Below are 26,859 nucleotides of genomic sequence, written 5' to 3'. Positions count from 1 at the left end.
CGAAACCAACCCACCTACAACGTAAGGATCCCCATGCTGACCTTCCCCCACAGGTCCGGCAGAGGCGGCCTGGCCGCCGTCCTCACAGCGGTGCTCCTCGCCTGTCTGCTGTCGCTGGCCGGCGCCACCCGGGCGCAGGCCGCGCCGGGCGACGGCTCGGTCTCCGACCCGAACATCGTCTACGTCGGCCGCTGGGACACGAGTTCCGGCACGACGGCCGTCGCGCACTGGACCGGTGCGTACGTGCAGACGTCCTTCACCGGCACCACGGTGCAGGTGCGCGCCAGGGACGCGGTCAACTTCTACGTCAGTGTCGACGGCGGCCCGGACGTCTTCCACGCCGGCGTGCGCGGCACGGTGAACCTCACTCCGCGCCCCCTGGCGCCCGGCACGCACTCCCTGCGGATCACCTACCGGTCCGGCGACACGGTGTTCCAGGGCCTGGTCCTGGACTCCGGGGCTCGTACGGTCGCGCCGGGCGCGTCACCGGGGCTGGTCGAGTTCGTCGGGGACTCCATCACCGCCGGGGCCCTCACCGACCGGCTGGCGCTCGACTCGTACGCGTGGAAGACGGGCGAGCGGCTCGGCATGCGGCACACGCGGATCGCGCGCGCCGGGTACTGCCTCGTCGCACGGTCCGGGTGCACGGGGCTGAGCGGACAGTTCTTCAAGGTCGGCAGTACGGGTGGCACGGACTGGGACTTCTCCCGGTACCGGGCGACCGCGGTCGTCATCAACCTCGGCACCAACGACATCGGGCACGGGGTGACCGGTGCCGAGTTCCAGGCGGCGTACACCTCCTTCCTGCGGGACGTCCGGGTCAGGTATCCGGACGCGGTGCTCTTCGCGGTGCAGACCCTGAAGAAGCGGTACGTCACCGAGACCAGGGCCGCGGTCGCCGCGCGCAACGGCGCCGGGGACGGCAGGGTGCGGTACGTCGACACGACGGGCTGGCTCACCGACGGCACCGACTACGAGGACGGAAACGGGCACCCCAACGAGGCGGGACACACCAAGTTCGCGAACCGGCTGGCGCCCGTCGTCAGCGGCGCGCTGAACGGCACGGCGCTCGCGTCCGCCACGTCCGCCACCACCCGGGCCGTCACGTCCGCCACCGCGAAGGCCGCCGCGCCCGGCCAGCCCGGCGACCCGAACATCAAGTTCGTCGGACGCTGGGACACCACCGGTTCCGCCACCGCGTACACCCCCTACTGGGCGGGTGCCTACTACCGCGTCGGCTTCACCGGGCGGACCGTGCAGCTGAAGCAGCGGGGCACGATCGACTTCTGGGCGCGGATCGACGACGGGCCCGTGAGGTTCTTCGACGACGTGAAGGGGACGGTGAACCTGACACCGGCCGCGCTGTCGGCCGGCCGCCACACCCTTCAGGTCAACTACCAGGTGGTGGCGGGCTCCTACCGCGGTGACGCCGTGTTCCAGGGGCTCGTCCTGGACAGCGGCGCCACGACCTTCGCCCCGCCGGCGCCGAACAGGACGGTCGAGTTCGTCGGCGACTCGATCACCGTGGGCACCACGACGTCACAGAACGCCCGTACCGCGTACGGCTGGCTGATCGGGGAACGGCTCGGCACCGAGCACACCCGGATCGCCCAGGGCGGCGCCTGCCTGGTGGCCGCGGCGGACGGGTGTGTGGGGCTGGAGCGGCAGTACGGCAAACTCAACCCCAACGCGGCGACGCCGGACTGGGACTTCTCCCGCTACCGGGCGGACGCCGTCGTCATCAACCTCGGCACCAACGACGTGGGCCACGGGGTGAGTTCGGCGCAGTTCCAGGCCGCCTACACCAGTCTGCTGCGCAAGGTCCGCGCGGCGCACCCCGGCGCCTGGATCTTCGCGTTGGAGACCTTCCGGGGACGGTTCGTGCCGCAGACCGAGGCCGCCGTGCGGGAGGCGATCGCGGGCGGGGACTCCCGGGTGTCCTTCGTCGACACCACGGGCTGGCTGGGCGCCGGCGACCTCGCCGACTCCGTCCACCCCAACGACCGGGGACACCGGGCCGTCGCCGATCGCCTCGCCCCGATCATCGCCGCGCGGATCGGCGGCTGACAGCCGCCGTGCGACGGCATGGGCCATGCCGCCCCTACGATGGCGGCATGGCCGTCGTCCTCTTCGCAGGTATCCCGGTGAACGACTACACAGCGGCGCTCTCCTGGTACGAGCGCCTGCTGGGCTCCCCGCCGACGTTCTTCCCGAACGACACGGAGGCCGTGTGGGAGCTGGCGGAGCACCGCTATCTCTATATCGAGCTCCGCCCCGGACGGGCCGGCCACGCGCTGCACACCGTCTTCGTCGACGATCTCGACGCCCGGATCGCCGGGATCACCGGCCGGGGTCTGGAGCCCAGCAGCCGCGAGACCTACGCGAACGGCGTACGCAAGGTCACGTACCACGACCCGGACGGGAACGAGATCGGTCTCGGCGGCGGTCCGGCCCCACAGGGGTGAGGGGTCGGTTCATCCCGTCGGTGCGGTGATCTCCCGCTTGAGGATCTTTCCGCTGGGGCCGGTCGGCAGGCTGTCCATGAGCCAGACCTCGCGCGGGTACTTGTACGCGGCGACCCGGTCCTTGACGAACTCCCTCAGCTCGTCGGGGGTGGCGTGGGCGCCGGGGCGCAGGACGACCGCCGCCGCGATCTCCTCGCCCAGGTGGGCGTGCGGGACCCCCACCACCGCGGCCAGAGCGACGGCGGGGTGCTCGTGCAGGGCCTCCTCGATCTCGCGCGGGTAGACGTTGTAGCCGCCGCGGATGATCATGTCCTTCTTGCGGTCGACGATGTAGAGGTAGCCGTCCTCGTCCTGGCGGGCGAGGTCGCCGCTGCGCAGCCAGCCGTCCGGGATCGCGGCGGCCGTCTCCTCGGGCCGGTTCCAGTACCCCTTCATCACGTTCGGCCCCCGTACGGCGAGCTCGCCGACCTCGCCGGGCGTGACGTCCTGGCCCTTGTCGTCGAGCAGCCGCACCTCCACGTCCTGGATCGGGGTGCCGATGGAGCCGGCCTTGCGGGGGCGGTCCGGGTGGTTGAACGTGACCACCGGGCTGGTCTCGGACATGCCGAAGCCCTCCAGCACCGCGCAGCCGAACCGTCGTTCGAAGCCGTGCAGGATCTCCACCGGCAGCGAGGCCCCGCCGGAGACGCACATCCGCAGCGTCGACACGTCCGCCCCAGCCGGATGCTGGAGCAGCGCCGCGTACATCGTCGGTACACCCTCGAAGACCGTGGCCCCGTCGCGGGCGATGGCGTCCAGCACGGCCTGCGGCTCGAAGCGGGGGATCAGGGTGAGCGAGGCACCGGCGCGCACGGCCACGCTCATGGTGCAGATCTGGCCGAAGATGTGGAACAGCGGCAGACAGCCGACCACCACGTCCTCGGGTGTCATCCGCTGGACGTGGACCGTGTTGACCTCGGTGTTGTGCCGCAGTCCGCCGTGGGTGAGCGTGGCGCCCTTGGGGCGGCCGGTGGTGCCGGAGGTGTAGAGCAGCACGGCGACATCGTCGTCCGCCGTCCGCGCCACGCCGGGCAGCGGCTCGTGTCCGGCCAGCGCCTGGGCGAAGGCGGCGGGCTCGACGGCCGTGTGCCGCACGCCTGCGGCGGCCGCGCCCTGGGCGCCCTCACCGGGCGCCTGGTGCCATTCGAACAGCCGCACCGCCCCGGAATCGGTCAGGTGGTACTCGGTCTCCCGCGTCTTCAGCAGCGGGTTCATGGGGACGACGACGCCTCCGGCGCGCAGCACGCCGTAGTACAGGACGACGAACTCGGGCACGTTCGGCAGCATCAGGGCGACCCGGTCCCCCGGCCGTACGCCCTCGGCTCTCAGCAGCGCGGCGGCTCGGGCACTGCGCTCGTCAAGTTCCGCGTACGCGGTCACCTGGTCCCCCAGGCGCAGCGCGGGACGCCCCGGCTGCCGCTGTGCCGTCTCCACCAGGTACTCCGCCAGATTGGCCATGGCCCGTCCTCCACGAAAGTCGCCGTCGAAATCCGCTGTTCACGTGCACGACATCGTGCTGCCGCCCACGTCGGCGGCCTATGGGCCGTACGACAGTGCCCGCCGCCCAGGGTTGTCCCGGTGAACAAAACAGGGGCGTTAAGCTGCGATGATGGACATCTCGGGCGTGGCCGCGGCACTGCATTCCAGGCTGCCGGAACTGGGCGAGCGGATCGCGGGGCGCATCCGGTCGGACGTCGACGCCTACGCCGACGAGTCGCTGATCCCCTTCGACTCGCTGCGCCGCTCGTGCACGGCCAACGCGGACCTGATCCTCAACCACCTCCGCGCGGGTGCCACCGCGGACCCCAGCCCGGCCCGGGAGACGGGGCGCGTCCGTGCCGAGCAGGGCGTGCCGCTGGCGGACACCCTGCACGCGTACCGGGTCGGCTTCGAACTGCTGTGGACGGAGATCGTGGCGGAGTCGCGCACCCATCCGGAGGTCTCCGCCGACCAGTTGGTGGCGAAGTCCGCGGAGATCTGGGCGCTGTTCGGCCTGTACGCGGAGGCCGTCGCGGCGGCCTACCGGGAGACGGCGGCCGAGTTGACCGCGCGGGGGCAGGCCCGGCGGTCGGCTCTGGTGGAGGCGCTGTTCACGGGTGTGATCGCCGACCGGACGACGCTGTGGGAGGCCGCCCGGGAGCTCGGCCTGCCCGAGCGCGGGCCCTACGCGGTCGTCGCGGCGGCGGCCGGCGCGCCCGGCGAGGAGCCGCTGGCGGGGGTCGAGTCGGGGCTGCGTCAGGCGCAACTCCCCTCCGCCTGGCGTTTGTTGCCCGACCAGCAGATCGGTCTGATCGCCCTGCCGACGGCGGCGGCGGAAGACACCTGCCTGGGTGTGCTGCGCCGGACCCGTGCCCGGGTGGGGGTCAGTCCGAGCTTCGACTCCCTGCGCGACACGCCGCAGGCGCTGCGGTTCGCCCGGCTGGCGCTGGCCGGACTGCGGGGCGACGGTCCCGGCGTGGCCCGGTTCGACGACGATCCGCTGGCCATGGTGGTCGCCGCCGCACCGGCCGAGGCGGCGCACCTGGTGGACGTGGTCCTCCGGCCCGTGGTCGACCTCCCGGTCGTGGAGCGTGCGCGGCTGCTGAGGACCCTGGAGCACTGGTTCGCCGCCGCGGGTTCCGCCACCGCCGCGGCCCGCAGCCTGTTCGTCCACCCCAACACCGTCCGTTACCGCCTGCGCCGCGTCGAGGAACTGACGGCCCGCTCCCTCTCCGACCCACAAGCCGTGGCCCACATCGCCACAGCCCTCCTGGCCATCCGCACCCCGGCCACGGGCACCGCCTCCGGCACCGGCACCGGGGAACAGCCACGCACCGAGCCGAGCTGAGCGGACGGGCGGGCTGACGGGCGGGCTGGCTGACTGACTGACGCCCCCGCAGCGCTCCCCACCGAACCCATCGCCCCGCCCCGCCCCGCCCCGCCCCGGCGACGCGTCCCACCCGCATGCTGCCGTCCCGTCGTGGGCGTATGGTCCGCATATGGGTGACGATCGGCGGGTGCCCGCTCGCTCCTCCGGACCGGTCCGGGGCGGGTGAGGACGTGCCTGGTAGCGGTGCCGTCGGTCCGGAGCTGCTGGAGACCGCCCTGATCGAGGTCGCCCGGGAGAGCGGCACCTCGGTGGCGGCGGTGTATCTGCTGTTGCCGGACGAGCCGCTGCTGCAGTTGGCGGTGCTGGGCGGGGTCCCCTGGGAGATCTCCATGCCCTGGGCGCGGGTGGCGTTGAAGACGCCCTCCCCGGTCTCCGACGCCGTGCGGGAGCGGCGGCTGGTGTGGATGAGCGGCCAGGAGGAGCTGGCGCGTCACTATCCACGGATGGCGCTGGTCGTGCCGTACCGCTTCACGCTCGCCGCCGCCCCCATCACCACGGGCCCGGACGTCTGGGGCGGTCTGGTGCTGCAGTGGCCGGCCTCCCACCCGTCGCGGCCGAGCCCCCGGGAGCGGGAGGCAATCGCCGGCGCCTGTCACCGGCTGGGCCTGCTCCTGCGGAAGGCGGCGGACAGCGGTCACCGGGTACGGCCCGCCGCCGAGCCGGTGATGCTGCCCCCGCTGCGGCGCAGGCTCGCGGGTCCGGCCGAGGCGCAGGCCGCGGTCGACTTCGCCGAGCGCCTCCCCGGCGGCTCCTGCTCGCTGGACGTGGACGGGCGGATCACCTTCCTCAACACCGAGGCCGCGGAGCTGCTCGGCGCCGACATCCCCGAGCTGCTCGGCGCCAAGCCGTGGGAGGCGCTGCGCTGGCTGGCCGACCCGATCGCCGAGGACAGCTACCGCGCCGCCATGCTCAGCCGCGAGACGGTGTCGTTCATCGCCCTGCGCCCGCCCGACCGGTGGCTGTCCTTCCGCCTCATGCCGGACGCCTCCGGCATCAGCGTGCGGATCGCGCCCACCCACTCGGCGCACGCCCACGCGCCGGTGTCGCCCGCCGGGTCACCTCCGCCCGACCCTCCGGCGACGGGGCGGGCCACGAACCTGTACCACCTGATGCACCTGGCGGCGACGCTCACCGAGGCGGTCGGTGTGCGTGACGTGGTCGACCAGGCCGCCGACCAGCTCCTGCCGGCGTTCGGCGCGGCCGCGCTGGCCCTGATGACGGCGGAGGACGGCCGGCTGCGGATCATCGGCTACCGCGGCTACACCGCCGAGTTGATGGAACGCTTCGACGCCGCCTCGCTCACCTCGGACACCCCCGCCGTGCACACGCTCACCACGGGCGTGCCCGCCTTCTTCGCCACGTTCGCCGAGTTGCAGCGGGCCTATCCGCCGGCCGTCCTCCAGGACGGGATGGGCGCCTGGGCCTTCCTGCCGCTGATCACCTCGGGGCGTCCGGTCGGCTCCCTCGTCCTGGCCTACGCACAGCCCCACCCCTTCCCGCCGGAGGAGCGCGCCGTCCTCACCTCCACCGCAGGGCTGATCGCCCAGGCCCTGGACCGGGCCCGGCTGTACGACACCAAGCACCGGATCGCCCACGACCTCCAGGCCGGGCTGTTGCCGCACACCCTCCCCCGGGTCGCCGGGCTGGACGTGGCCGCGCGCTACCTCCCGGCCACCCGTGGCATGGACGTCGGCGGCGACTTCTACGACCTCATCCGGCTCGGCCCCACCACGGCCGCCGCCGCCATCGGGGACGTGCAGGGGCACAACGTCAACGCCGCGGCGCTGATGGGGCAGGTCCGCACCGCCGTCCACGCGACCGCCGGCGCGGCCCCCGACGAGGTGCTCACCCGGACCAACCGGCTCCTGACCGACCTCGACCCCGACCTGTTCACCAGTTGCCTCTACGTCCACCTCGACCTTGCCGCGCACACCGCCTGCGTCGCCGGTGCCGGGCATCCGCCCCCGCTGCTGCGGCACCCCGACGGCCGCACCGAACCCCTCCGCCTGCCCCCGGGGCTCCTCCTCGGCATCGACGCCGACGCCGACTACGCGTCCACCGAGATCCCGCTGCCGTCCGGCTCCGTGCTGGCCCTCTACACGGACGGGCTCGTCGAGGCCCCCGGCACCGACATCGAGGACGCGGTGGACGACCTGGCCGGGGCCCTCGCGCGCTCGGATCCCTCCGGCCCGCACGCCATGGACGCCGTCGCCGACTCCCTCGTCCAGCACGCCCGTCGCTCCGCGCCGCGCAGCGACGACATCGCGCTGCTCCTTCTCCACCCCAGTTCACATACGTGATTGCCGGATCAACCCATTGACCCGGAAGCGAGCCCTCCGTAAGGTTCCCGCCATTCCTACGTACGTGACGGCTGTTCAGATACATGAACTGCCGGAGGGAGACAACGATGTCAGAAGTCCTCATACCCGATGCCGAGCGGCGTGCGGTCAGCAAGTTCCTGCGCCGCATGCTGCCGATCCTCGTCCTGATGCTGCTCATCAACCAGATGGACCGGACCAACGTCGGTTTCGTCCAGGACGAGTTGCGGGCCGACGTCGGGGTGAGCGCCACCGCGTACGGGCTCGGGGCGGGCCTGTTCTTCATCGGGTACGCCCTCTTCGAGGTGCCGAGCAACATGCTCCTGGAGCGGTTCGGCGCCCGGGTCTGGCTGACCCGCATCATGATCACCTGGGGTCTGGTGATCGTGGCGATGTGCTTCATCCACAACGTATGGATGTTCTACGGGCTGCGCTTCCTGCTCGGTGTCGCGGAGGCCGGCTTCTTCCCCGGCGTCCTGCTCTACTTCACGCAGTGGCTGCCGGACTCCAGCCGGGGCCGGGCGAGCGCGATCTTCCTGGGCGGCTCCGCCACCGCGTACATCGTGACCGGGCCGATCACGGGCGCGCTGCTGGAACTGCACGGGGTGGGCGGGTTCGCCGGGTGGCGCTGGATGTTCGCACTCGAAGGGCTGCTGTCGATCGTCGTCGGCTTCGTCGCCGGTTTCTTCCTGATCTCCCGCATCCAGGACGCCCCGTGGCTCACGGCGGAGGAGAAGGACGCGCTGAGCGCGGCGGTAGCCCGGGACGAGGAGGCGCGCAGCCGGGCCCCGAGGGTGTCGCGGATCAAGCTGCTGATCCACCCTCAGGTCGCGCTGCTGACCTCGGTGTTCTTCGCGATGGCCCTCACCGGGTACGCGATCACCTTCTGGCTGCCGAGTCTGGTCGAGGAGATCGGCGGGCTGTCGCCGTTCCAGATCGGTCTGCTGTCGGCGATCCCCTGGATCTGCGCGGTGATCGCCATGTACTCGATGAGCCGGTTCACCGACCGGGCCCCCGACCGTCGCCCCTATCTCGCGGTCGCGCTGACCCTGTCGGCCACGGGCACCTTCCTGGCGACGCTGGGCTCCCCCTGGTTCGGGCTGGCGGCCATCACGCTCGCCGCGGTGGGCGGCAAGTGCGCGGCCACCCTGTTCTGGCCGATGGCGCAGTCGGGACTCGACCTGAGGATCGCGGCGCCGGGGCTCGCGGTCGTCAACTCCATCGGAAACCTCGGCGGTTTCGTCTCCCCCACGCTCTTCGGCTACCTCAAGGACAGCACCGGCACGACGAACGGGGGCCTGTACACACTGTCGGCGGCCTCGCTCCTCGCGGTGCTGGGGGTGGCGCTGATCCGCAGGAACGGCGGAGGCGCTGACTCGGAGTCCGATGCAGACTCCGGCTCGGACTCCGGTGAATCCGCCCTCGCGAAGGGGCGGTTGGCGACCGGCGAGACCCGGTAGGGACCCCGGACACCGCAGCCCACCTCACCGCACCCGAAGCCCAGCACCCGTAGACAACCAGGCCGGCGACTCAGGGCCCCCTTGCTCATCTCACCCCGCGTGCGCGTCGTCTCATACGGGGCACACGGTCGAAGATCGCGGCGAGGCGGGCCCCCTGGGCGAACAGGGTCTCCGGACGGGAGCGGTCGCCGTCGAGATGGGTGAGGGTCTCCATGCCGAGGTAGAAGGCCACGGCCGCACCGGCCAGGACCCGCACCCGGACCACGGACCCGAGGGGTTTGCCGCGCAGGAGGACCGTGAGCCGTTCCTCGGCCAGGTCCTCCCATTTCCTTGTCTCCAGGGCCAGTTGGGCGGCCAGCCGTGTTCCGGGCCGCGCCCCGGCGTACAGCTCCTGCACGGCGGCGATGTGCCCGGTCTCACTGTCCTCGTCGTACAGCTCGCGCAGCCGTGCGACCACGGGCACGGCGCGGTCGAGGCCGGCCAGTTCGGCACGGTAGCGGTCGACGCGGGCCCCGCTGGTCCGTTCCAGCGCGGCCACCAACAGGTCGTCCAGATCCGCGAAGTGGTAGTAGATCACCCCGGGCGCGAAGCCGCCGACCTGGGCTATCGCCCGCGCGGTGGTCCCGCCGTAGCCGTGGCGGACCAGACACGCGAGAGCGGCTTCCAGCACCCGGTCACGGGTGCCCCGGGGGCCTCGGTGCTCAGACAACGCGCACCGGCCGTACCCCGCGCGCGGCGAAGTGGCCTTCGAGTCTGCGGGCCAGCTCCGGCAGGTGGTGACTGGGCACCCTCGGGTACAGGTGGTGTTCCAGGTGGTACGTGAGTTCCAGGAAGACGGCGGGGATGATCCTCCCGCGCAGGGTGCGGGTCTGCGTCAACGGGGTGTCTCCGTAGTCGTGGTGCGGCAGATACACCGTCAGCAGCGGGTACACCCAGCTGCCGACGATCGCCATCACCGTATAGAGCAGCGGTCCCGGCGTGTACGGCAGGAGCAGCACTCCCCCGGTGAGCGCGGCGAACGGGGCCGCCGCCTCCGCCAGCAGCCAGCGGCGGTCGCGGCCCCGCCGGTAGGACCAGAGCCAGAGGCGTACGAGGAAGACGGGGCCGTAGCAGACCGCGCCCAGGAGGGACAGTTCGGCGGGGTAGCCCTCCGGGTCGTCGGGGTGCGGGAAGAGGCGGTGGTGCTGGGTGTGCGTGGCCCGGTAGGCGTGCCCGCTCTCCAGCAGGGCCAGCCCCATCGCGAACAGCGCCCAGTCGGTGGCCCGCGGGGACAGGCCGATCGTGCGGTGCACCACGTCATGGGTGACGGTCACGACCGCGACGAAGATCCCGAACACGATCAGGGGCGTCAGCCACCACCAGCCGAGCCACACCGCACCCGTGAACAGCAGAACTCCGGCGCCCGGGCGGGCCAGCGCGACGATCCGCTGCCGGCGCGTGGTGACGAGCAGGTCGTCGCCGAGTTCGGCGAGGGTGGGCAGGCCCGGGGCCGGGCCGTTCGAACCGGTCGGGCCGGGGTCGTCGGACGCGGTCATCGCGCGCGTCTCCTCTCCTTCAGCAGTCCCTCGGCGACGATGCGGCTGCCCAGCACGCAGGCGACCGTGCCGAGGCCGGGCCAGGTGGTGTCGCCGACCAGCCACAGGCCGGGCCCACCGAGATCGTGCGGTACGGCGCGCTGGTTGGTGTTGGCCAGGCGCTGGCGTACGCCGCCGACCGCGCCCTCCGGGCGGCAGGCGAACCGTGCGTAGCTGCGGGGCGTGCCCGTCTCGGTGAACACGGCCCGCTCCCCGAGCCGTGGGTACGCGCGCCGCGCGAGGGCGACGAGTCGCTCGCCGGCCTCCTTCTTGCGTTGCCCGTACTCCGCCAGGTCGAGGTCGCGCCAGTCGGCGAGGTCGGTGTGGGTCGAGAGCATCACGGCCCGATGGCCGGGCGGTGCGCTGAGGGTGTCGCCGGGCGCCGAGACGGAGACGAACATGTTGTTGCCGTCGCCCAGGGGTCGGTCGTAGGAGTGCAGTAGCTGATGATGCGTCATTTCCGGGTCGGCGACTTCGGATTCGGGCACGCCGAGGAACGTGACGACCGCGCCGCCGAGGGCGTCCGCGTCGCGTTCCAGGTAGGGGCGCAGCCTGCGGGCCACCGGCAGCCCGGCGCAGATCGTCGCGGTGGCGGCCACCGGGACCGCGCACACGATCCGCCCCGCTTGGAAGGTGCCTTGACGTGTCGTCACCTCGTAGGCGCCGGGCGAGCCTTGGACCCGGGAGACCCGGCAGGCGGTCCGGAGTGTGCCGCCCAGCGCGCGGTAGTGGGCGACCAGCACACGCCAGAAGCCGTGCATACCGCCGTGGTGTCTGCTGAGGCCGGCGCCCCGGATGGTCACCCCGAGCGCCGCGTTGATGAGGGGCGCGTCGTCGACCCCTGTGTGGACGGTGTCCTCGACCAGCATGGCGAGCAGTCCGACCAGCGCGGCGTCCGTGCGCAGACCGTGGTCGCGCAGCGCGTCACCCAGGGTCCGGTTCAGATGGCGGGCGTACGGGAGCCCCGTCCAACCCACCGCCCGTAGGTCGTGCAGGGCACCGGCGGGACCGCGGATCGGCAGCCGTACGCCCGCCCGGCTGGCCCGCCAGAAGGTGTCGGCGAGCCGGTCGAGCAGGTCCCAGAACGCGCGGTGCCGTTCGCTGTCGCCGAGGACGCGCAGCCGTTCGGCGTGCCAGGCGGCCCGGTCGCGGTGGAGCACTACCTGACGGTCCGGCAGATAAGCGCGATAGCCCGGGAGTTCCTCGGCGTCCAGGGGTGGAATCGCGACGGTGGCGAGGAGTTCGCCGCCGACGCCTCGGGGGCCGAAGTCGACGAGCGTCGTCGCGCCCACGTCGAAGGAGAAGCCGCGCTTGCGGTAGTAGCCGGCGCAGCCGCCCGCGTGTCCGTGCGCCTCCAGCACGATCGTGGACAGCCCCGCCCGCTGCAGCCGCAGCGCCGTGGCCATGCCCGCCATCCCGCCGCCGATCACCACCACCTCGGCGCGGCCACCGCAACGACCGTGTGCACGGTCGACCGCGTGCCCGTCACCGCAACTGGCCGCCGTCCAACCGTCGTTCTGAACGTTCGTTCTGAACATTCGTTCAGAGTGCGGCAGTTCATGCTCCGCGTCAATGGGTCGGGCGTGTGCGAAGAGACTCGCGGGAACCGCTCCCGCCTGGATTGCGTACCTCTGTACGATCACCGGTCACACACGGGGTACCGCGGTGGAGGGGGCGGGTGTTGGACGACAAAACAGCTGGACGAAGCAGTGGTTGGCGGCTGAGGGCCGCCGCGTCGGGGGCCGCGGCGGCGGTGTTCCTGGGCGGTTGCAGCGCGGGGGCCGCGGAGCACGCGGGCAAGTCCGAACCCAGGGCCTCCGGGTCGTCGACGCCCTCCGCTTCCGCGTCGCCGACGGCGACACCGTCCGCCACACCGTTCGCGGCGGACCCGGATCGCGTGCCGCGTGCGAGGAAGGACGGCGCCGCGCTGGCGGAGGCCGTCGCGATGCGGCCGCGGGACTGGGGCGCGGGCTTCGAGGCCCAGCCGCTCGCCCGCAGTGCCGAGGGAACCATCGCCGTGCTCGACGACCAGTGCCGGTGGCAGCGCCGGGCGCTCCCCGACGACGTACTGGCCTCCCTCTCCCTGTACAGCCAACTGCCCGGCACCGGAAAGCGCGGCACGGTCAAGGTGACCGCGACGGTGACGGTGCACACGGCGGTGCTCGACGCCGACGACCATGTGTCCGCGACCTTGGAGGAGGCGCTGCGCTGCCCCGAGCAGCAGGTCCGCGCCGACGAGCGGATCGCCCAGTTGATGTCCGTGGGCACCCCGCGCGGTACGCGCGGCAACAACTACGCCGACGACTCGGTCCTGGAGACGGGCGTCTATCTCACCGGAACCGGAACCGGAACCGGAACCGGCACCAGCACCGGCACCGGCACCGGCAAGGCGGACTACCGCTGGATGATCCTCCGGCTCGGCACGGTCACCATGACGGTGTCGATCAAGGGCGCCGAGGGCTACACCGTCGACGAACTGGAGCAGTTCATGACGCGGGGGACCACCACCATGCTCGACCGGGTGGAACACGAGCTGGGCGGAGGCGAGGGCTGATGGAGCGACTGCGTTCGTCCGACCCGGCACGGATCGCCGACCACCGGCTGCTCGGCCGGCTCGGCGCCGGCGGTATGGGCGTGGTGTACCTCGCCCGTACGCCGGCCGGTTCGCTGGTCGCGCTGAAGGTGCTGGCCGCGGAGTACGCCGAGGACTCGGGTTTCCGTGAGCGGTTCCGGCGCGAGGTGGGGGTGGCCCGGCGGGTCAGCAGTCCCTGGGCGGTGCCGTTGATGGACGCCGACGCGGACGCGGAGGCGCCGTGGCTGGCGACGGCGTACGTGCCCGGTCCCTCCCTGGCCGAGGCCGTGGCCGCGCACGGGCCGCTCGGCGAGCACGGGCTGCGGGTCCTCGGGGGCCGGCTGGCGGAGGCACTGGGCGAGGTCCACCGGGCGGGGCTGGTCCACCGGGACCTCAAGCCCGGGAACGTCCTGCTGGCGGCGGACGGTCCCCGGCTCATCGACTTCGGCATCGCCAGGGCGCCCGAGGACAGCGGACTCACCGCGACGGGGCTCGTCGTCGGGACGCCCGGCTACTTCTCCCCGGAACAGGCCGAAGGGCGTGGCGGCCGGACCATCGACGCGCCCAGCGATGTGTTCTCCCTCGGCTGCGTCCTGGCGTTCGCGGCGACGGGCCGGCCGCCGTTCGGTACGGGGGCGCTCGACGCCCTCCTCTACCGGGCCGTGCACGACCCGGCCGACCTCGACGGCGTACCGGCACCGCTCGCCGAACTGCTGGCGCGCTGCCTGGAGAAGGACCCGGCCGACCGCCCCGAGGTGGCGGAGCTGATACGGGAGCTGCTGCCCGCCGAGGCGGAGCGGGACGCGGCCCACGACGAAGCGCCGGTCCCGCCCTCGGACGCTCCCGGCGGCGGTTCCGGCGGCGCCTTCGAGCCCTGGCTGCCCGACGAGGTGGTCCGGCTGATCGCCCGGCGCTCGACCGAGGCGCTCGCGCTGCCGGACATCGACCGCACCGAGATATCCGCCGCCGACGCCATCACGCCCACGACGTCCGATGCCGACACCAACGCCCACGCCCGAACTGACTCCGGCTCCGGCTCCGGCTCCGGCTCCGGCTCCGGCTCCGGCTCCGGCTCCGGCTCCGGCTCCGGCTCCGGCTCCGGCTCCGGCTCCGGCTCCGGCTCCGACGACACCGTGCCCGTGGCGGCCACCGGTACCCGTGACACCCCCGCGAGGCGGCGCGTCCTCCTCGCCGGCGCCGGTGTGCTGCTCGCCGCAGGGGGCGGGGCGACCTGGTGGGCCGTGGGCCGGGGCGATGGCGGTTCGGGGGACGAGAAGCCGTCCGCGTCCGCCTCCTCGCGGCGGCCCGCCCACATCGTCGCGCTGCACGGCGACCTCAGCGGCGACCAGCGGGACACCGGCAGGGCCCAGGAGAACGGACTGCGGCTGGCCGTCGCGGAGTTCAACGCCCGCCGCGACGCGCCGTTCCAGGTGGAGGTGCGGGCCGAGGACGACGCCGGCGACCCCGCCGAGTCCGCCCGGGTGGCGAAGCGGCTCGCCGACGACCCCGCCGTACTCGCCGTGGTCGGCCCGACCACGGACGCGACCGCCCAGTCCGCGCTCGCGGCCTACGACGCCGCCCTGCTGCCCGTGCTCGCCGTGTCCCCCGGCGCCATCGGCCTGTCCGTGCAGGGCTTCCGTTCGTTCCTGCACGCGCGCCTGCCCGACTCCCTGCTGTCGTTCTACATGGACGCCTACCTGAGGAGCACCCGGCCGCGCAGGGTCGGGGTGGTCGTCGACCGGGCGTCCGACAACTACGGCTGGGAGGTCAGCGCCAACCTGAGCAAACAACTGCGGACCGCCGGTCAGCCGTACGTGCCCCGCGTGGTCAGCACCATGCGGACCGGTTTCGGGGACACCGTGGACGACCTGCTGGCCGCCGACATCGACTCGTTCGCCTTCGCCGGACTGTCCGACCGGGCCGCGTCGTTCGCCCGGACCCTGCGCGAGCGCGGTTTCACCGGTGCCCGCGCCGCCGGACCGGCCCTGCTCGACCCCCGCTTCCTCTCGGCGGCGAAGGAAGCCGCCGACGGGTGGACGATCGTCGCGCCGGTCGTCGACGCGGCGGGCGTCCCCGAGGCCAAGGCGTTCACGGACGCCTACCGCGAGCGGTGGAAGAAGGCGCCGCCCCGGTACGCGGCGGAGGCCTACGACGTGACGTCGATGGTGCTCACGTCCCTCGCGGACCTCCCGTCCAGGAGTCGTACCCGGGAGGAGCTGCTCGGCGCGCTGCGGGCCGCCAAGTACCAGGGTGTCACCCGGACGTACGGGTTCCAGAAGAACGGACTGCCGGTCATCGACGGCACCGGCGGCTACCTCTGGCGCGTCGAGAACGGAGCGTTCGTGTACGGCGGTCCGGCGCCGCTGGTCACCTGATGGAGCCGCTGCGCACCGCCGATCCGTCGCGGCTGGGCGACTACCGTCTGCTGCGGCGGCTCGGTGCCGGCGGCATGGGCGTCGTCTTCCTGGCCCGCGCGCCCGGCGGGGCGTTCGCCGCGGTCAAGGTCGTGCGGGCCTCCCACGCCGACGACGCGGGGTTCCGGGCGCGGTTCCGCCGGGAGATCGAGGTGGCCCGGCAGGTGGACAGCCCCTGGGTGGTCCCCCTGCTGGACGCGGACGCCGACGCGGCGGATCCATGGCTGGCGACGCCGTTCGTACCGGGCCCCTCGCTCTCGGAGGCGCTGGAGGAACACGGGTCGTGGTCCCCCGCGTCCGTGTGCGTGCTGGGGCTGCGGCTCGCCGAGGCGCTCGACGCGGTCCACCGCGCGGGACTGGTGCACCGCGACGTGAAACCGGGCAACGTGCTGCTGGCCCCGGACGGTCCGCGCCTGATCGACTTCGGTATCGCGCGCACGCCGGAGGGTACGGCGCTCACGTCCACCGGCGTCATCGTGGGCTCGCCGGGCTTCCTCTCGCCCGAACAGGCGCGGGCGCGCGGGTCCGGGATCGGCCCGCCCAGCGATGTCTTCTCGCTGGGCTGCGTCCTCGCCTTCGCCGCGACCGGCGTACGGCCGTTCGGCGCCGGCGCGGCCGCCGGAGTGCTGCTGCGCACGGTCTACGACGAGCCGGAGCTGCCCGGGATCCCGGAGGCGCTGGAGCCGGTCGTACGGGCGTGTCTGGACAAGGATCCGGCACGCCGGCCGACCGCCGTCGAGGTGGGTACGGCGCTGGAGGCTGATGTACCCCTGGCCGTTCGGGAGCGGTGGCTGCCGGAGCCGGTCACCCGGCTGATCGCACAGCGGTCGGCGGCGGTGCTCGCGATGGGGGCGATCGAGCCGACCCGGGTGACCGCACCGGCATCGGCGGCATCGGCATCGGCATCGGCATCGGCATCGGTACCGTCGGCGGCGGACCCGGGTGTGGCGACGGTGACGTCGCTGGGGGACGCGGCAGCAGCGGCCCCGTCTCAGGAGCGGGCGCACTCCCCGGCCACGAGTCGACGCGGTTTCCTGGCCCTCGGCTCCACGGGCGCTGCGGCCGGACTGCTGGCGGTCGGCGGCGGCGCGTGGTGGTGGCGCAACCGGGGCGAACGGAAGCCCGCCGCGGGAGGCTCGCCCTCGTCCGGACCGCGCGCCGACCTCGTCGTGGCCTTCCAGGGCGACCTCTCCGGCGCGACCGGCGAGATCGGTCGGGCCCAACTCGACGGCGCCCGGCTGGCCGTGGCGCAGGTGAACGCCGACGACGACCGACCCCTGCGGCTGACGCTGCGCGCGTACGACGACGGGGGCGAGCCCGACCGGACGCTGGACAGGGCGAAGCGGCTGGTGAAGGACGATCAGGTCCTCGCGGTGCTGGGACCGACCACGGACGCCTGTTTCCTCGCCGCCGAGACCACGTACACGAAGGCCGTCCTGCCCGTCGTCTCCGTGTCGGTGGGCGTGTCGTCCCAGGTCAGGAACGCCGGGGCGTTGACGCTTCGTTCGCACGCACAGCTCTCGCCGGAGGAGGAGTTGCTCGCCGCGCCGTGCAACGCGTATCTCAGGGGCGGGACCGACGCCCGCAAGGTGTTCCTGGTCGAGGACCGGGCCGAGGGCGACTTCGCCTGGACGCTCTGCACCTACATCCAGCGGGCGCTCGGCCGCGACGGCAGGGGCATGAGCCTCACGAGCGTCCCTGCCGGGAGGTTCGACCACACCGCGCTCGCCGAGCGGGTCGTCGCGTCCGGGTCGGACGCGGTCGTGTTCAGCGGAGGGCAGGAACGGGCGGGCGCCTTCGCCGCGGCGCTGCGCGAAGCGGGGTTCGCGGGAGCCCGGGTCGCCACCCAACGGGCCTTCGGTGCACGGTTCTTGGAGCGCGCGGGCCGAGCGGCCGACGGCTGGGTCCTCGCCACCACCTTCATCGATCCGACGGCGACCCCGGCGGCGCGCTCGTTCACCGAGAAGTACGAGGCCCGGTACGGGGAGCGGCCGGGCCGGTATGCGGCGGAGGCGTACGACGCGGTGCTGTTCCTCGCCGAGGCGTGCGCGAACGGGGATGCGGCCCTGCGGGAGCGCGGCGCGATCGTGCGCCGGATGCGGGAGGTCTCCTACACCGGCGTCAGCCGGACCGTCGCGTACACCCCGGACAGCGGATACAACCACGACGCGTTGTTCCTGTACCGCGTAGCCGAAGGGGAGTTCGACTTCCTGGGGCAGTACCAGCGGGCGGACGTATGAGGGCGGCGGTCTGGCCCGGCACCGGGGCCCGGAGTGGTCATCGGGGCCCATCCCGAGGGGCTATCGTGCCTTCATGTCGCAGGACCTGATTCGTATCGTCTCCCGAGACTCACCCATGGCTCTGGCGCAGGTGGAGCGCGTGCGCGCCGAACTCGCCGTGCTCCACCCGGCGTTGCGCACCGAGGTGGTCCCCGTGAAGACGACCGGGGACAAGTGGATGGGCGATCTCTCCCAGGTCGAGGGCAAGGGGGCGTTCACCAAGGAGGTCGACGCCGCGCTGGTCGCGGGCGAGGCCGATCTCGCCGTGCACTGCGTGAAGGACATCCCCGCCGACCGGCCCCTCCCGGCGGGCACGATGTTCGCGGCGTTCCTGAAGCGGGACGACATCCGGGACGCGCTCGTGGACCCCGCCGGACGCACCCTGGACGAACTGCCGGCCGGAACCCGTATCGGCACCTCCTCCGTGCGGCGCACCGCGCAACTCGCCGCCTCCCACCCGCACTTGGACTGTGTGCCGTTCCGCGGCAACGCCAACCGCCGGCTGGAGAAGCTGGCCGCGGGCGAGGCGGACGCGCTGCTGCTGGCCGTCTCCGGGCTGGAGCGGATCGGCCGTGCCGACGTGATCAGCGAGATCCTGTCCGTGGACACGATGATGCCGCCCATCGGCGCGGGCGTGCTGGCGCTCCAGTGCCGGGAGGACGACACCGACACCATCGACACGGTCAGTGGGCTCGGCGATCCGGACACCCATCGCGAGACTCTCGCCGAGCGGATGTTCCTGCACGTGCTGCAGGGCCACTGCAACAGCCCCATCGCCGGCTTCGCCCGCACGGACCGCGGCGGTGAACTCTCCCTGCGGGCCTCGGTGTTCACCCCCGACGGCAAGACGGTCCTCAACGCGCACGAGTGGGCGGGGCGCCTGGACCCCGCGACCTTGGGCACCTCCGTAGCGGTGGCTCTCCTCCGCCAGGGCGCCCGCGACCTCATCGACGGCATCGCGCACTGATCCGCGCCGGCTCCTCTGCGGCGACCGGCCCGGCCGGTCAGCCGAGTCTGCGGGCCAGCACCTGGCCCGGCCAGGCGCCGGAGCGGAAGGGCGTGGTCCGGGTGAAGCCGTTGCGTTCGTAGAACGCGACGAGACGACCGCCCTCGCCCGCCCAGCAGTCGACGCGGAGGAGGTCCACGCCCGCCCGGCGGGTTTCGTCGACGGCTTGGGAGAGCAGGGCCGCGCCGATGCCGCGACCGGCGTGCCGCCGGTCGGTGACGAGGAGGCGGACGTAGCGCTCGGGTTCGTCGGCCGGCGGGATCGGCATCTGCGGGCTGGGGCCGGTGTCCAGGACGAGGGCTCCGACGGGTGTGCCGTCCCACTCCGCGATGTACGGGGTGTTCTCGGTCGTGTAGCGGTCGATCCTCGACGGTCCGTCGGGGCGCGCCGAGTACGGGATCGTGCCCCACTGTTCGGTGTTGCCGCGCGCGTTCATCCAGGCGACGGCCGAGTCGAGCATACGGAGGATGGCCGGTGCGTCGCCCGGGCCGCCGGGCCTGATCCGGAGGGCTTCGGGGGCTTCGGGGCTGTGGGGGGTGTGGGTCACGTCGGCAGCCTAGGTGTTGTCGTGTGCGGTGCGGCCGGGGGCGAGGCCCAGTTCGCGGTCGCCCAGCGGGGCGAAGAAGCGGTGCACGTCGGCGTCGGTGACGTCGGCGAGCGTGGCCGGGGTCCAACGGGGGCGGCGGTCCTTGTCGACGACCTGGGCCCGGATGCCCTCGACGAGGTCGGGGGTGGTGAGGGCGGCGCAGGAGACTCGGTACTCCTGGTTCAGCGCCTCTTCCAGGGAGCCGAGGGTCCTGGCCCGCCGCACGGCGGTGAGGGTGACCTTGACGGCGGTGGGGGACTTGGCCAGCAGGGTCTCGGCGGTCTCCTTCGCCGCCGGGTCGCCGTGCGCGAGCAGACGTCGGACGATCTCCTCGGCCGTGTCGGCGGCGAAGCAGGCGTCGATCCATTCCCGTCGTTCCGCCAGGTCACCGGGGGGCGGCTGCCGTACGTGCCGTGCCACGGCCTCCCGGGCAGGCAGTTCGGCGAGGTCGTCGAGGAGCGCGCCGAGCGACGCGGACGGCACGTAGTGATCGGCGAGTCCGCACAGCAGGGCGTCACCGGCGCCGATCTCCGCGCCGGTGAGGGCGAGGAGGGTGCCGAGTTCGCCCGGCGCGAGGGCCAGCAGACGGGTGCCGCCGACGTCCGGGACGAAGCCGATGCCGGTCTCGGGCATGGCTATCCGCGACCGTTCGGTGACGATCCGGACGCTGCCGTGCGCGGAGATCCCGACGCCGCCGCCCATCACGATGCCGTCCATGACGGCGACGTAGGGCTTGGCGTAGTGGGAGATACGGGCGTTGAGGTGGTACTCGTCGCGCCAGAACGCGGCCGAGGCGGTGCCGTCACCGTCGCGGGCGTCGTCGTGGACGACCCGGATGTCGCCGCCCGCGCACAGTCCGCGCTCCCCGGCGCCGGTGACGACGACGGTCTCCACGGCCGGGTCGTGTTCCCAGGCGGTGAGCGCCTCGTCGACGCGCCGCACCATGGTGTGGTCCAGGGCGTTGAGCGCCCTCGGCCGGTTGAGGACGATGTGGCCGACCCGACCGGTGGTGTGCAGGAGGACGGGCTCTTCGCCGCCGCTCACCTGTCCGCCCCCGTAGGACGTCGGTTCACGTTCGCGTGGACACGCATGCTCTGGTGGTTCCTTCCGACTCCGGACCGGCGACCGCCCGCCATGAGACGGACCCCGCTCCCAGCCGGAGCCAGGCGGGCGCGGTCGCCGCCAACGCCCTGAGCTTGCCGGCACCCCGGGCCCATCGAGCCTACCTGCACGTACTCGCCTTACGACAGCGAGATCCCCGGCCGCCGACCGCCGACGGACAGCCGCCGTCGAAGGCGGCGCCGTTCACCCCGCGGGCTTCCGCCAGATCCTGATCTCGGTCGCCGGGAGGCGTTCCGCGAAGCCGCCGTCGGGGGCCGTCGTCGTCAGTAGCGTGCGCAGGTCCCGTTCGAACTCCGGGAGCTTGTCGCCGAAGAGGTGGGGCGCGGAATCGGAGCGGGAGAACACCCACGCCACGATGTCGTCCGAGGTGCGGGTGACGACCTCCCCGGCCGGCACCACCAGTCGCTCGGGACCGGCGAACCCGGCGCGCTCGATGATCGCCGCCTCGCCTCCCGGCGTGCCGTCGACCAGTACGCCCTGCCCCGCGCGACGCACCGGTCCCAGATAGCGGCGTACCAGGTCCTGGATCCGGTCGTACGGCGGGCCGGGCGACGGCGCCGGCTCGGGAGCCGGCTCCTTCAGGTCGCTCACGTGGACGAACGCGCCCCCTGGCTCCAGCATCCGCAGCACGGTGGCGGCGACCTGGTCCCGGTCCGTCCAGTGGAAGGACTGTGCGAACACGACGGTCCGGAAGGTCCCCAACCCCGCCGGCAGGTCCTCGGCGCGGGCGGCCACCCAGCGCGCGTTGGTGACCCCCAGGCGTCCGGCCCGGCGTTCGGCCTCGGCCAGCATGTCCTCGTCCGGGTCGACGCCGACGGCCTCCGCGACGTACCGCGCCATCGGCAGCACCACGATCCCGGGTCCGCAGCCGACGTCGAGGAGCCGGCCGCGGCCGTCCAGCCCGAGGGCCCCGGCGAGGGCTTCGGCGAATCCGGTGGCGTACGGGAGCCGGCCCCGCTCGTAGTACGCCGCGCTGCCCCGGAAGAGCGTGGGGTCCCACCGCCATGCGTCCGGCACGCCGCCTCCCCTGCCCACCGCTCGCCGCCCCGTGTGTCGGAGCGGGCCGCAGCCATCGGGTCTCGTCGAAGTCCTCAACGTACTCCCCCGACGGCTCCGGCCGGTGTCGGAAAGGCTGGGGCGGGCGTCGTCCGGTGCGGTGTCAGGCGCCGAAGCCGAGCAGCGCCACCTCCAGCGGGAGGGCGGGGCGTTCGGGGAGGGCGGGGGGATTCTCTCCTCGGCCGGTGTGGGTGGGCGGAACGGGGCGCAGTGCCTTGATCCCGTCGGCGGCCCATCCCGCGTCCGTCGGAGGCAGCGACAGGGTCATGCGCCTGCCGTCGGCCAGCGTGGTCTCGATCGTGCCCGGGTCGTTCGTCGTCATGGCAACCCACCTCCGTCGCGCACCGGATGCGTCACTCGATGGACGCGCGAACCCGGCCCGGAAGTTCCGGAAAAGGTGAACTGGCGTACGGAAATGGGGTGTCGGGACGTAAGTTGTGTCCGGAACTCCTCGCTTCGGCTGAAAGACGGACGGTAGACATGACCGACCACGCGACCACGCCGGGTCCGGCTGCGCATCAGAAGATCGACACCTCGGTGCCGCACTCGGCCCGTATCTGGAACTACTGGCTGGGCGGGAAGGACAACTACCCCGTCGACGAGCAGGCCGGTGACGCCTACACCGCCGTGTTCCCCGGCATCGTGACCATCGCCCGCAGCAGCCGCGCGTTCCTGCGGCGCAACATCACCCACCTCGTGGCCGAAGCGGGCATACGGCAGTTCCTGGACGTCGGTACGGGTCTGCCGACCGCCGAGAACACCCACGAGGTGGCCCAGCGGATCGCCCCCGAGTCCCGGATCGTCTACGTCGACAACGACCCCCTGGTCCTGGCCCACGCCCGCGCCCTGCTCTACTCCACGCCGGAGGGGGCGACCGCCTACGTGGACGCCGACGTGCTCGACCCCGACCGCATCCTCGCGGCGGCCGCCGACACCCTGGACCTCACCCGGCCCACCGCGCTGATCCTCAGCAACATCCTGGGCCACGTCGCCGACCACGACCAGGCGCGTTCCATCGTGGACCGTCTGATGGGGGCGCTGCCGGCCGGGAGTTACCTCTCCATCAACGACGGTTCGCGGGGCATCGACCCGGTCTTCGAGCAGGCCCAGGACGGCTACAACGAGAGCGGCGCCGTTCCGTACAACCTGCGCACCGTCGACGAGATCACCTCCTTCTTCGACGGCCTGGAACTCCTCGACCCCGGCGTGGTCTCGGTCCCGCTCTGGCGTCCGGACGTCACCGACCCCGCCCCGGAGGTCATCGCCGAACACGGCGGCCTCGCCCGCAAGCCGTGACGAGCCCCCACAGGCCGTGAGGGGCCGCTGAAAAACCAGTGGTGCCGGTCGGGCGTCTCCGGCAGGCTGCGCGGCGATGAGCGACGACGCCGCGGGCGGCCAGGTGTACGCCCCTCCGGACACGCTGGAGGGGTTGCTGCAACGCGGGCGCGGACTGGGCGCGTTGCGGGCGCTCGACGCACCGGAGGAGGCCGCCGCGGCGGTCGTCGAGGTCGTGCGGCGGGACTGGCGGTGGGACACCGTGGTCGACGACCGCGCTCTCTATCTGGCGCGCCTCATACGGGAGTCGGGGCTCGCCGCGGACCCCGTGCTCGCCCTCCTCGCGGGCGACGAGGACGACTGCGAGCGGGCCACCAGGATGCTGGAACTCCTCGCGCTCTCGGGATCGGCCGAGGCGCGCGAGGCGTTGCGGGCGTACGTCCGTGAGGGCGAGCACTGGACCGATGTGCTGGAGTCGGTGGCGGACGCCTGGCCGGTCGAGTGGTGGGACGACCTGTCGGGCGTGGCACGGGCCCGACTGGGCGGGGAGCGGCCCCGGTTGTGGCGCTCCGCGCCCTGGACGCGCTGGCGCGTGGGGGCCGAAACACATCCCCCCGTCCGCCCGCGACGGCCGCACCCGCTCGACGTGGGTCCGAGCGGTACCCGACTGCTGGAGATCCTCGCCGACGGCGGATCGGCCCGTCACACCAGGATCGAGGCGCTGCGCTCCCTGGCCGGGCGTCCACCGGAGCCGGGGCTCCTCCCGCTGGTGCCGGGCCTTGCGGAGGTGAACGGCGAACTCCCCCTGCCGGGGCTCACGTCGGCGGTCCTGCGGCTCGGCCCGCTCGCCGTCCCCGAGGCACGGGCCTGGGCGGCGGACGGACGGCCGTGGTTGTCGTGGATCGGCGTCCAGGTGCTGGCGGAGCACGGCGCGCTCCGGGACCTGCCGGTACTCCTCGCGGAACTCGTGGCGCACGAAGCGGCACGCCAGTGGTGCGGCCCCGCCGTCCCGGCCGCCGGGATCGCCCGGTTCGGCGCGGCGGGCGCCGAGGCGGCGCCGGTGCTGCGTCGCCTGTGGCTGCGCACCCCGCACTCCTACGAACGGCCCGCCCTGGTCAAGGCGTTGGCGGCCGTCGCGCCGGCCGGACTCGACTTCGTGCACACCGAGTCGCTGTGGGACTGCGAATCCGGCGCCCGTCTGCTGGGGATCGCCCACGCGCCCGATCTGCCGCACGTCGCCGAGCGGCTGGTGGAGTTGCGGGACGATCCCATGGAGGAGATCGAGGTGCGGGCCGCCGCCGGGAAGCGGCTGGTCACCGGCGTTCGGTGATCGTTCGGTTCCGGCCAAACACTTGTTGTGCTCCTGACACAGGAGCTCCACATCTGTCACTCTGTGCACACTCCGTCTCACGACGGCGCACGCGCACCCGCATCGCAGCACTCCCTGCACCACCCGGTGCCTCGACCCGTGCACCGGGGCCTTCGTACGGCCGCTCGTCCGACCGGCCGCAGCAAAGGAGTTCGCGTGAGATCCACCCCCCACAGACGCACCACGGCCACGGCCGCCCTCGTCGTCGCGGCGGCGGTACTCGCCGTCGCCGTCCCGGGCGCCCCCGCGATCGCACGTGGCGACGGCGGCGAAGGCACCGCCCGTCCCACGGCGGCCAAGGCGGACCGCGGGTCACTGCCCGCACAGCTCACCCCCGCCCAGCGGGCGACCCTCGTCCGGCAGGCCGAGAAGGCCACGGACACGACCGCCGACCGCCTGGACCTCGGCAGCCAGGAGGAGTTGCGGGTCCGCGACGTCGTCAAGGACGCCGACGGCACCACGCACACCCGCTACGAGCGCACCTACGCCGGTCTGCCCGTACTCGGCGGCGACCTGGTCGTGCACGCCGCCAAGTCCGGCGCGGTCGAGAGCGTCACCCGGGCCTACAAGCCCGAGTTGAAGGTGTCGGACCTCAGCGCCGAGGTCAGCAGGGCCACCGCCGAGAAGCAGGCGCTCAAGGCGGCGAAGGAGGAGGGGTCCACCAAGACCGCTCCGGACAGCATCCGCAAGGTCGTCTGGGCCGCGAAGGGCACGCCGACCCTCGCCTACGAGACCGTCGTCAGCGGCTTCCAGCACGACGACACGCCCAGTGAGCTGCACGTCATCACCGACGCGCAGACCGGGAAGAAGCTGTACGAGTACGAGGCCGTGCACACCGGCACGGGCAACACCCGCTACAGCGGCACGGTCACCCTCGGCACCAGCCAGTCGGGCTCGTCGTACACGCTGACCGACGCGGACCGGGGCAACCACCGCACGTACAACCTGAACCGAGGCTCCTCCGGCACCGGCACGCTCTTCAGCGGCTCCGACGACGTCTGGGGCGACGGGACCACCGCCAACCTGGAGACGGCGGGCGCGGACGCCCACTACGGCGCCGCGCTGACCTGGGACTACTACAAGAACGTGCACGGCCGCAACGGCCTGCGCAACGACGGCGTCGCGCCGTACAGCCGGGTGCACTACGGCAACAACTACGTCAACGCGTTCTGGCAGGACTCCTGCTTCTGCATGACGTACGGCGACGGCTCGGGCAACGCCAACCCGCTCACCTCGATCGACGTTGCCGCGCACGAGATGACGCACGGTCTGACCTCGGTCACCGCGGGCCTCAACTACAGCGGTGAGTCCGGTGGGTTGAACGAGGCGACCTCCGACATCTTCGCCGCCGCCGTCGAGTTCGCCGCGGGCAACCCCGAAGACGTCGGGGACTACCTGGTCGGCGAGAAGATCGACATCAACGGCGACGGCACGCCGCTGCGTTACATGGACAAGCCCAGCAAGGACGGCTCCTCGCGCGACTACTGGTCCTCCACGCTCGGCAACGTCGACGTCCACTACTCCTCGGGCCCGGCCAACCACTGGTACTACCTGGCCTCCGAGGGCAGCGGCGCCAAGGTCGTCAACGGTGTCTCCTACGACTCGCCGACCTTCGACGGGCTGCCGGTGACCCCGATAGGCCGGGACGCGGCCGAGAAGATCTGGTTCCGGGCGCTGACCACGTACATGACGTCCACGACCAACTACGCGGGCGCCCGCACCGCCACGCTGCAGGCCGCCGCCGACCTGTACGGGCTCGGCTCGGTGACCTACAACAACACCGCCAACGCCTGGGCCGCGATCAACGTCGGTTCGCGGATCCTCGACGGTGTGACGGTCGTCCCGCCGGCCGCCCAGTACTCCCTGGTCGGCCAGTCCGTCACGCTGGACGTCCAGGCGTCCTCCACCAACGCCGGCGCCCTGTCGTACGCGGCCACCGGACTGCCGGACGGGCTGTCGATCGACGCCGCCACGGGCCGGATCTCCGGCGCCCCGACCACGGCCGGCAACTCGACGGTGACGGTCACCGTGACGGACGCGGCCGACGAGACCGGCACGGCGAGCTTCGCCTGGCGCGTGGACGAGGAGGGGAACCAGTCGGTGTTCGAGAACACCGCCGACTACCAGATCCCCGACAACTCCACCGTGGAGTCGCCGATCAACGTCAACCGGGCCGGAGCGGCACCCAGCACGCTCAGCGTGGACGTGAACATCGTCCACACCTGGCGCGGTGACCTGGTCGTCGACCTCGTGGCCCCGGACGGCACCGCGTACCGGCTGAAGAACTCCTCGTCGTCCGACTCGGCGGACGACGTGGTCGCCACGTACACGGTGGACGCCTCCTCGGAGACGGCCGCCGGCACCTGGAAGCTGCGGGTGCAGGACGTGGCCAGCCTCGACACCGGTTACATCAACAGCTGGAAGCTGACGTTCTGACGCACCGTCGAAGCCCTTG

20 protein-coding genes are annotated in these 26,859 nt (G+C 72.7%); 12 read left to right on the top strand and 8 right to left on the bottom strand.

Features of this window, described 5'->3' with window-relative positions; genetic code table 11:
- The first annotated feature begins 33 nt into the window (after positions 1-33).
- Positions 34-2,067, top strand: coding sequence for a GDSL-type esterase/lipase family protein (locus tag L3078_RS41975; protein ID WP_239759511.1), 2,034 nt, complete (start codon positions 34-36; stop codon positions 2,065-2,067).
- A gap of 47 nt (positions 2,068-2,114) precedes the next feature.
- On the top strand, positions 2,115-2,465 hold the full coding sequence (locus tag L3078_RS41970; protein WP_239759510.1) for a VOC family protein: 351 nt from the start codon (positions 2,115-2,117) through the stop codon (positions 2,463-2,465).
- Between the two features lie 9 nt (positions 2,466-2,474).
- On the opposite strand, the gene L3078_RS41965 is transcribed toward L3078_RS41970, so the two are convergent.
- Positions 2,475-3,962 (bottom strand): long-chain-fatty-acid--CoA ligase, encoded by a 1,488-nt coding sequence (locus tag L3078_RS41965; RefSeq protein WP_239759509.1) that lies wholly within the window; start codon positions 3,960-3,962, stop codon positions 2,475-2,477.
- A 151-nt stretch (positions 3,963-4,113) separates the two neighbouring features.
- On the opposite strand from L3078_RS41965, the gene L3078_RS41960 reads away from it, so the two are divergent.
- The 3 genes from L3078_RS41960 to L3078_RS41950 all read left to right on the top strand — a co-directional run bounded on the left by L3078_RS41960 (position 4,114) and on the right by L3078_RS41950 (position 9,151).
- Positions 4,114-5,331, top strand: coding sequence for a PucR family transcriptional regulator (locus tag L3078_RS41960; RefSeq protein WP_420864202.1), 1,218 nt, complete (start codon positions 4,114-4,116; stop codon positions 5,329-5,331).
- 140 nt (positions 5,332-5,471) lie between these two features.
- Positions 5,472-7,673: a SpoIIE family protein phosphatase gene (locus tag L3078_RS41955; protein ID WP_420864146.1), complete on the top strand. Its 2,202-nt coding sequence runs from the start codon at positions 5,472-5,474 to the stop codon at positions 7,671-7,673.
- Between the two features lie 107 nt (positions 7,674-7,780).
- Complete coding sequence (locus tag L3078_RS41950) at positions 7,781-9,151, top strand: MFS transporter (RefSeq protein WP_239759505.1); 1,371 nt, start codon at positions 7,781-7,783, stop codon at positions 9,149-9,151.
- Positions 9,152-9,236: 85 nt separating this feature from the next.
- Here L3078_RS41950 and L3078_RS41945 read toward each other — a convergent pair whose 3' ends face one another.
- From L3078_RS41945 to L3078_RS41935, 3 genes are read right to left on the bottom strand one after another with little or no spacing between them, the layout of a single operon-like run.
- Positions 9,237-9,860 (bottom strand): TetR/AcrR family transcriptional regulator, encoded by a 624-nt coding sequence (locus L3078_RS41945; RefSeq protein WP_239759503.1) that lies wholly within the window; start codon positions 9,858-9,860, stop codon positions 9,237-9,239.
- Complete coding sequence (locus tag L3078_RS41940) at positions 9,853-10,686, bottom strand: fatty acid desaturase (RefSeq protein WP_239759502.1); 834 nt, start codon at positions 10,684-10,686, stop codon at positions 9,853-9,855. The genes L3078_RS41945 and L3078_RS41940 overlap by 8 nt, the downstream gene beginning before the upstream one ends.
- Positions 10,683-12,263, bottom strand: a complete 1,581-nt coding sequence (locus L3078_RS41935) for a phytoene desaturase family protein (RefSeq protein WP_239759501.1) — start codon at positions 12,261-12,263, stop codon at positions 10,683-10,685. The genes L3078_RS41940 and L3078_RS41935 overlap by 4 nt, the downstream gene beginning before the upstream one ends.
- 359 nt (positions 12,264-12,622) lie before the next feature.
- Between L3078_RS41935 and L3078_RS41930 the strand changes: the two genes are divergently transcribed.
- From L3078_RS41930 to hemC, 4 genes are all read left to right on the top strand, one after another.
- The gene (locus tag L3078_RS41930) at positions 12,623-13,279 is read left to right on the top strand and encodes a hypothetical protein (RefSeq protein ID WP_239759500.1); all 657 of its coding nucleotides are present in this window, start codon (positions 12,623-12,625) and stop codon (positions 13,277-13,279) included.
- On the top strand, positions 13,279-15,672 hold the full coding sequence (locus L3078_RS44695; protein WP_275593210.1) for a bifunctional serine/threonine-protein kinase/ABC transporter substrate-binding protein: 2,394 nt from the start codon (positions 13,279-13,281) through the stop codon (positions 15,670-15,672). Before L3078_RS41930 ends, L3078_RS44695 begins: the two co-directional genes overlap by 1 nt.
- Positions 15,672-17,951, top strand: a complete 2,280-nt coding sequence (locus L3078_RS41915; protein WP_239759499.1) for a bifunctional serine/threonine-protein kinase/ABC transporter substrate-binding protein — start codon at positions 15,672-15,674, stop codon at positions 17,949-17,951. The genes L3078_RS44695 and L3078_RS41915 overlap by 1 nt, the downstream gene beginning before the upstream one ends.
- 73 nt (positions 17,952-18,024) lie before the next feature.
- Positions 18,025-18,957: a hydroxymethylbilane synthase gene (gene hemC / locus L3078_RS41910; RefSeq protein ID WP_239759498.1), complete on the top strand. Its 933-nt coding sequence runs from the start codon at positions 18,025-18,027 to the stop codon at positions 18,955-18,957.
- A 37-nt stretch (positions 18,958-18,994) separates the two neighbouring features.
- Here hemC and L3078_RS41905 read toward each other — a convergent pair whose 3' ends face one another.
- The 4 genes from L3078_RS41905 to L3078_RS41890 form a co-directional block, all read right to left on the bottom strand.
- Positions 18,995-19,456 (bottom strand): GNAT family N-acetyltransferase, encoded by a 462-nt coding sequence (locus L3078_RS41905; protein WP_239760706.1) that lies wholly within the window; start codon positions 19,454-19,456, stop codon positions 18,995-18,997.
- Between the two features lie 96 nt (positions 19,457-19,552).
- The gene (locus L3078_RS41900; RefSeq protein ID WP_239759497.1) at positions 19,553-20,626 is read right to left on the bottom strand and encodes an enoyl-CoA hydratase/isomerase family protein; all 1,074 of its coding nucleotides are present in this window, start codon (positions 20,624-20,626) and stop codon (positions 19,553-19,555) included.
- A 261-nt stretch (positions 20,627-20,887) separates the two neighbouring features.
- Positions 20,888-21,721, bottom strand: coding sequence for a class I SAM-dependent methyltransferase (locus tag L3078_RS41895; RefSeq protein ID WP_239759496.1), 834 nt, complete (start codon positions 21,719-21,721; stop codon positions 20,888-20,890).
- A 142-nt stretch (positions 21,722-21,863) separates the two neighbouring features.
- The gene (locus tag L3078_RS41890; protein WP_239759495.1) at positions 21,864-22,082 is read right to left on the bottom strand and encodes a hypothetical protein; all 219 of its coding nucleotides are present in this window, start codon (positions 22,080-22,082) and stop codon (positions 21,864-21,866) included.
- Positions 22,083-22,240: 158 nt separating this feature from the next.
- Between L3078_RS41890 and L3078_RS41885 the strand changes: the two genes are divergently transcribed.
- From L3078_RS41885 to L3078_RS41875, 3 genes are all read left to right on the top strand, one after another.
- Entirely contained in the window at positions 22,241-23,056 is an 816-nt protein-coding gene (locus L3078_RS41885) for an SAM-dependent methyltransferase (protein WP_239759494.1), read from the top strand.
- A 76-nt stretch (positions 23,057-23,132) separates the two neighbouring features.
- On the top strand, positions 23,133-24,365 hold the full coding sequence (locus L3078_RS41880) for a hypothetical protein (RefSeq protein ID WP_239759489.1): 1,233 nt from the start codon (positions 23,133-23,135) through the stop codon (positions 24,363-24,365).
- A 195-nt stretch (positions 24,366-24,560) separates the two neighbouring features.
- A complete protein-coding gene (locus L3078_RS41875) occupies positions 24,561-26,840 on the top strand; it encodes a M4 family metallopeptidase (protein ID WP_239759488.1) in 2,280 nt (759 codons plus the stop codon).
- Positions 26,841-26,859 lie beyond the last annotated feature (19 nt).

The sequence above is a fragment of the Streptomyces deccanensis genome (assembly GCF_022385335.1).
Lineage (GTDB): Bacteria > Actinomycetota > Actinomycetes > Streptomycetales > Streptomycetaceae > Streptomyces > Streptomyces deccanensis.
This window is presented reverse-complemented; position numbering and strand designations above follow the sequence as displayed.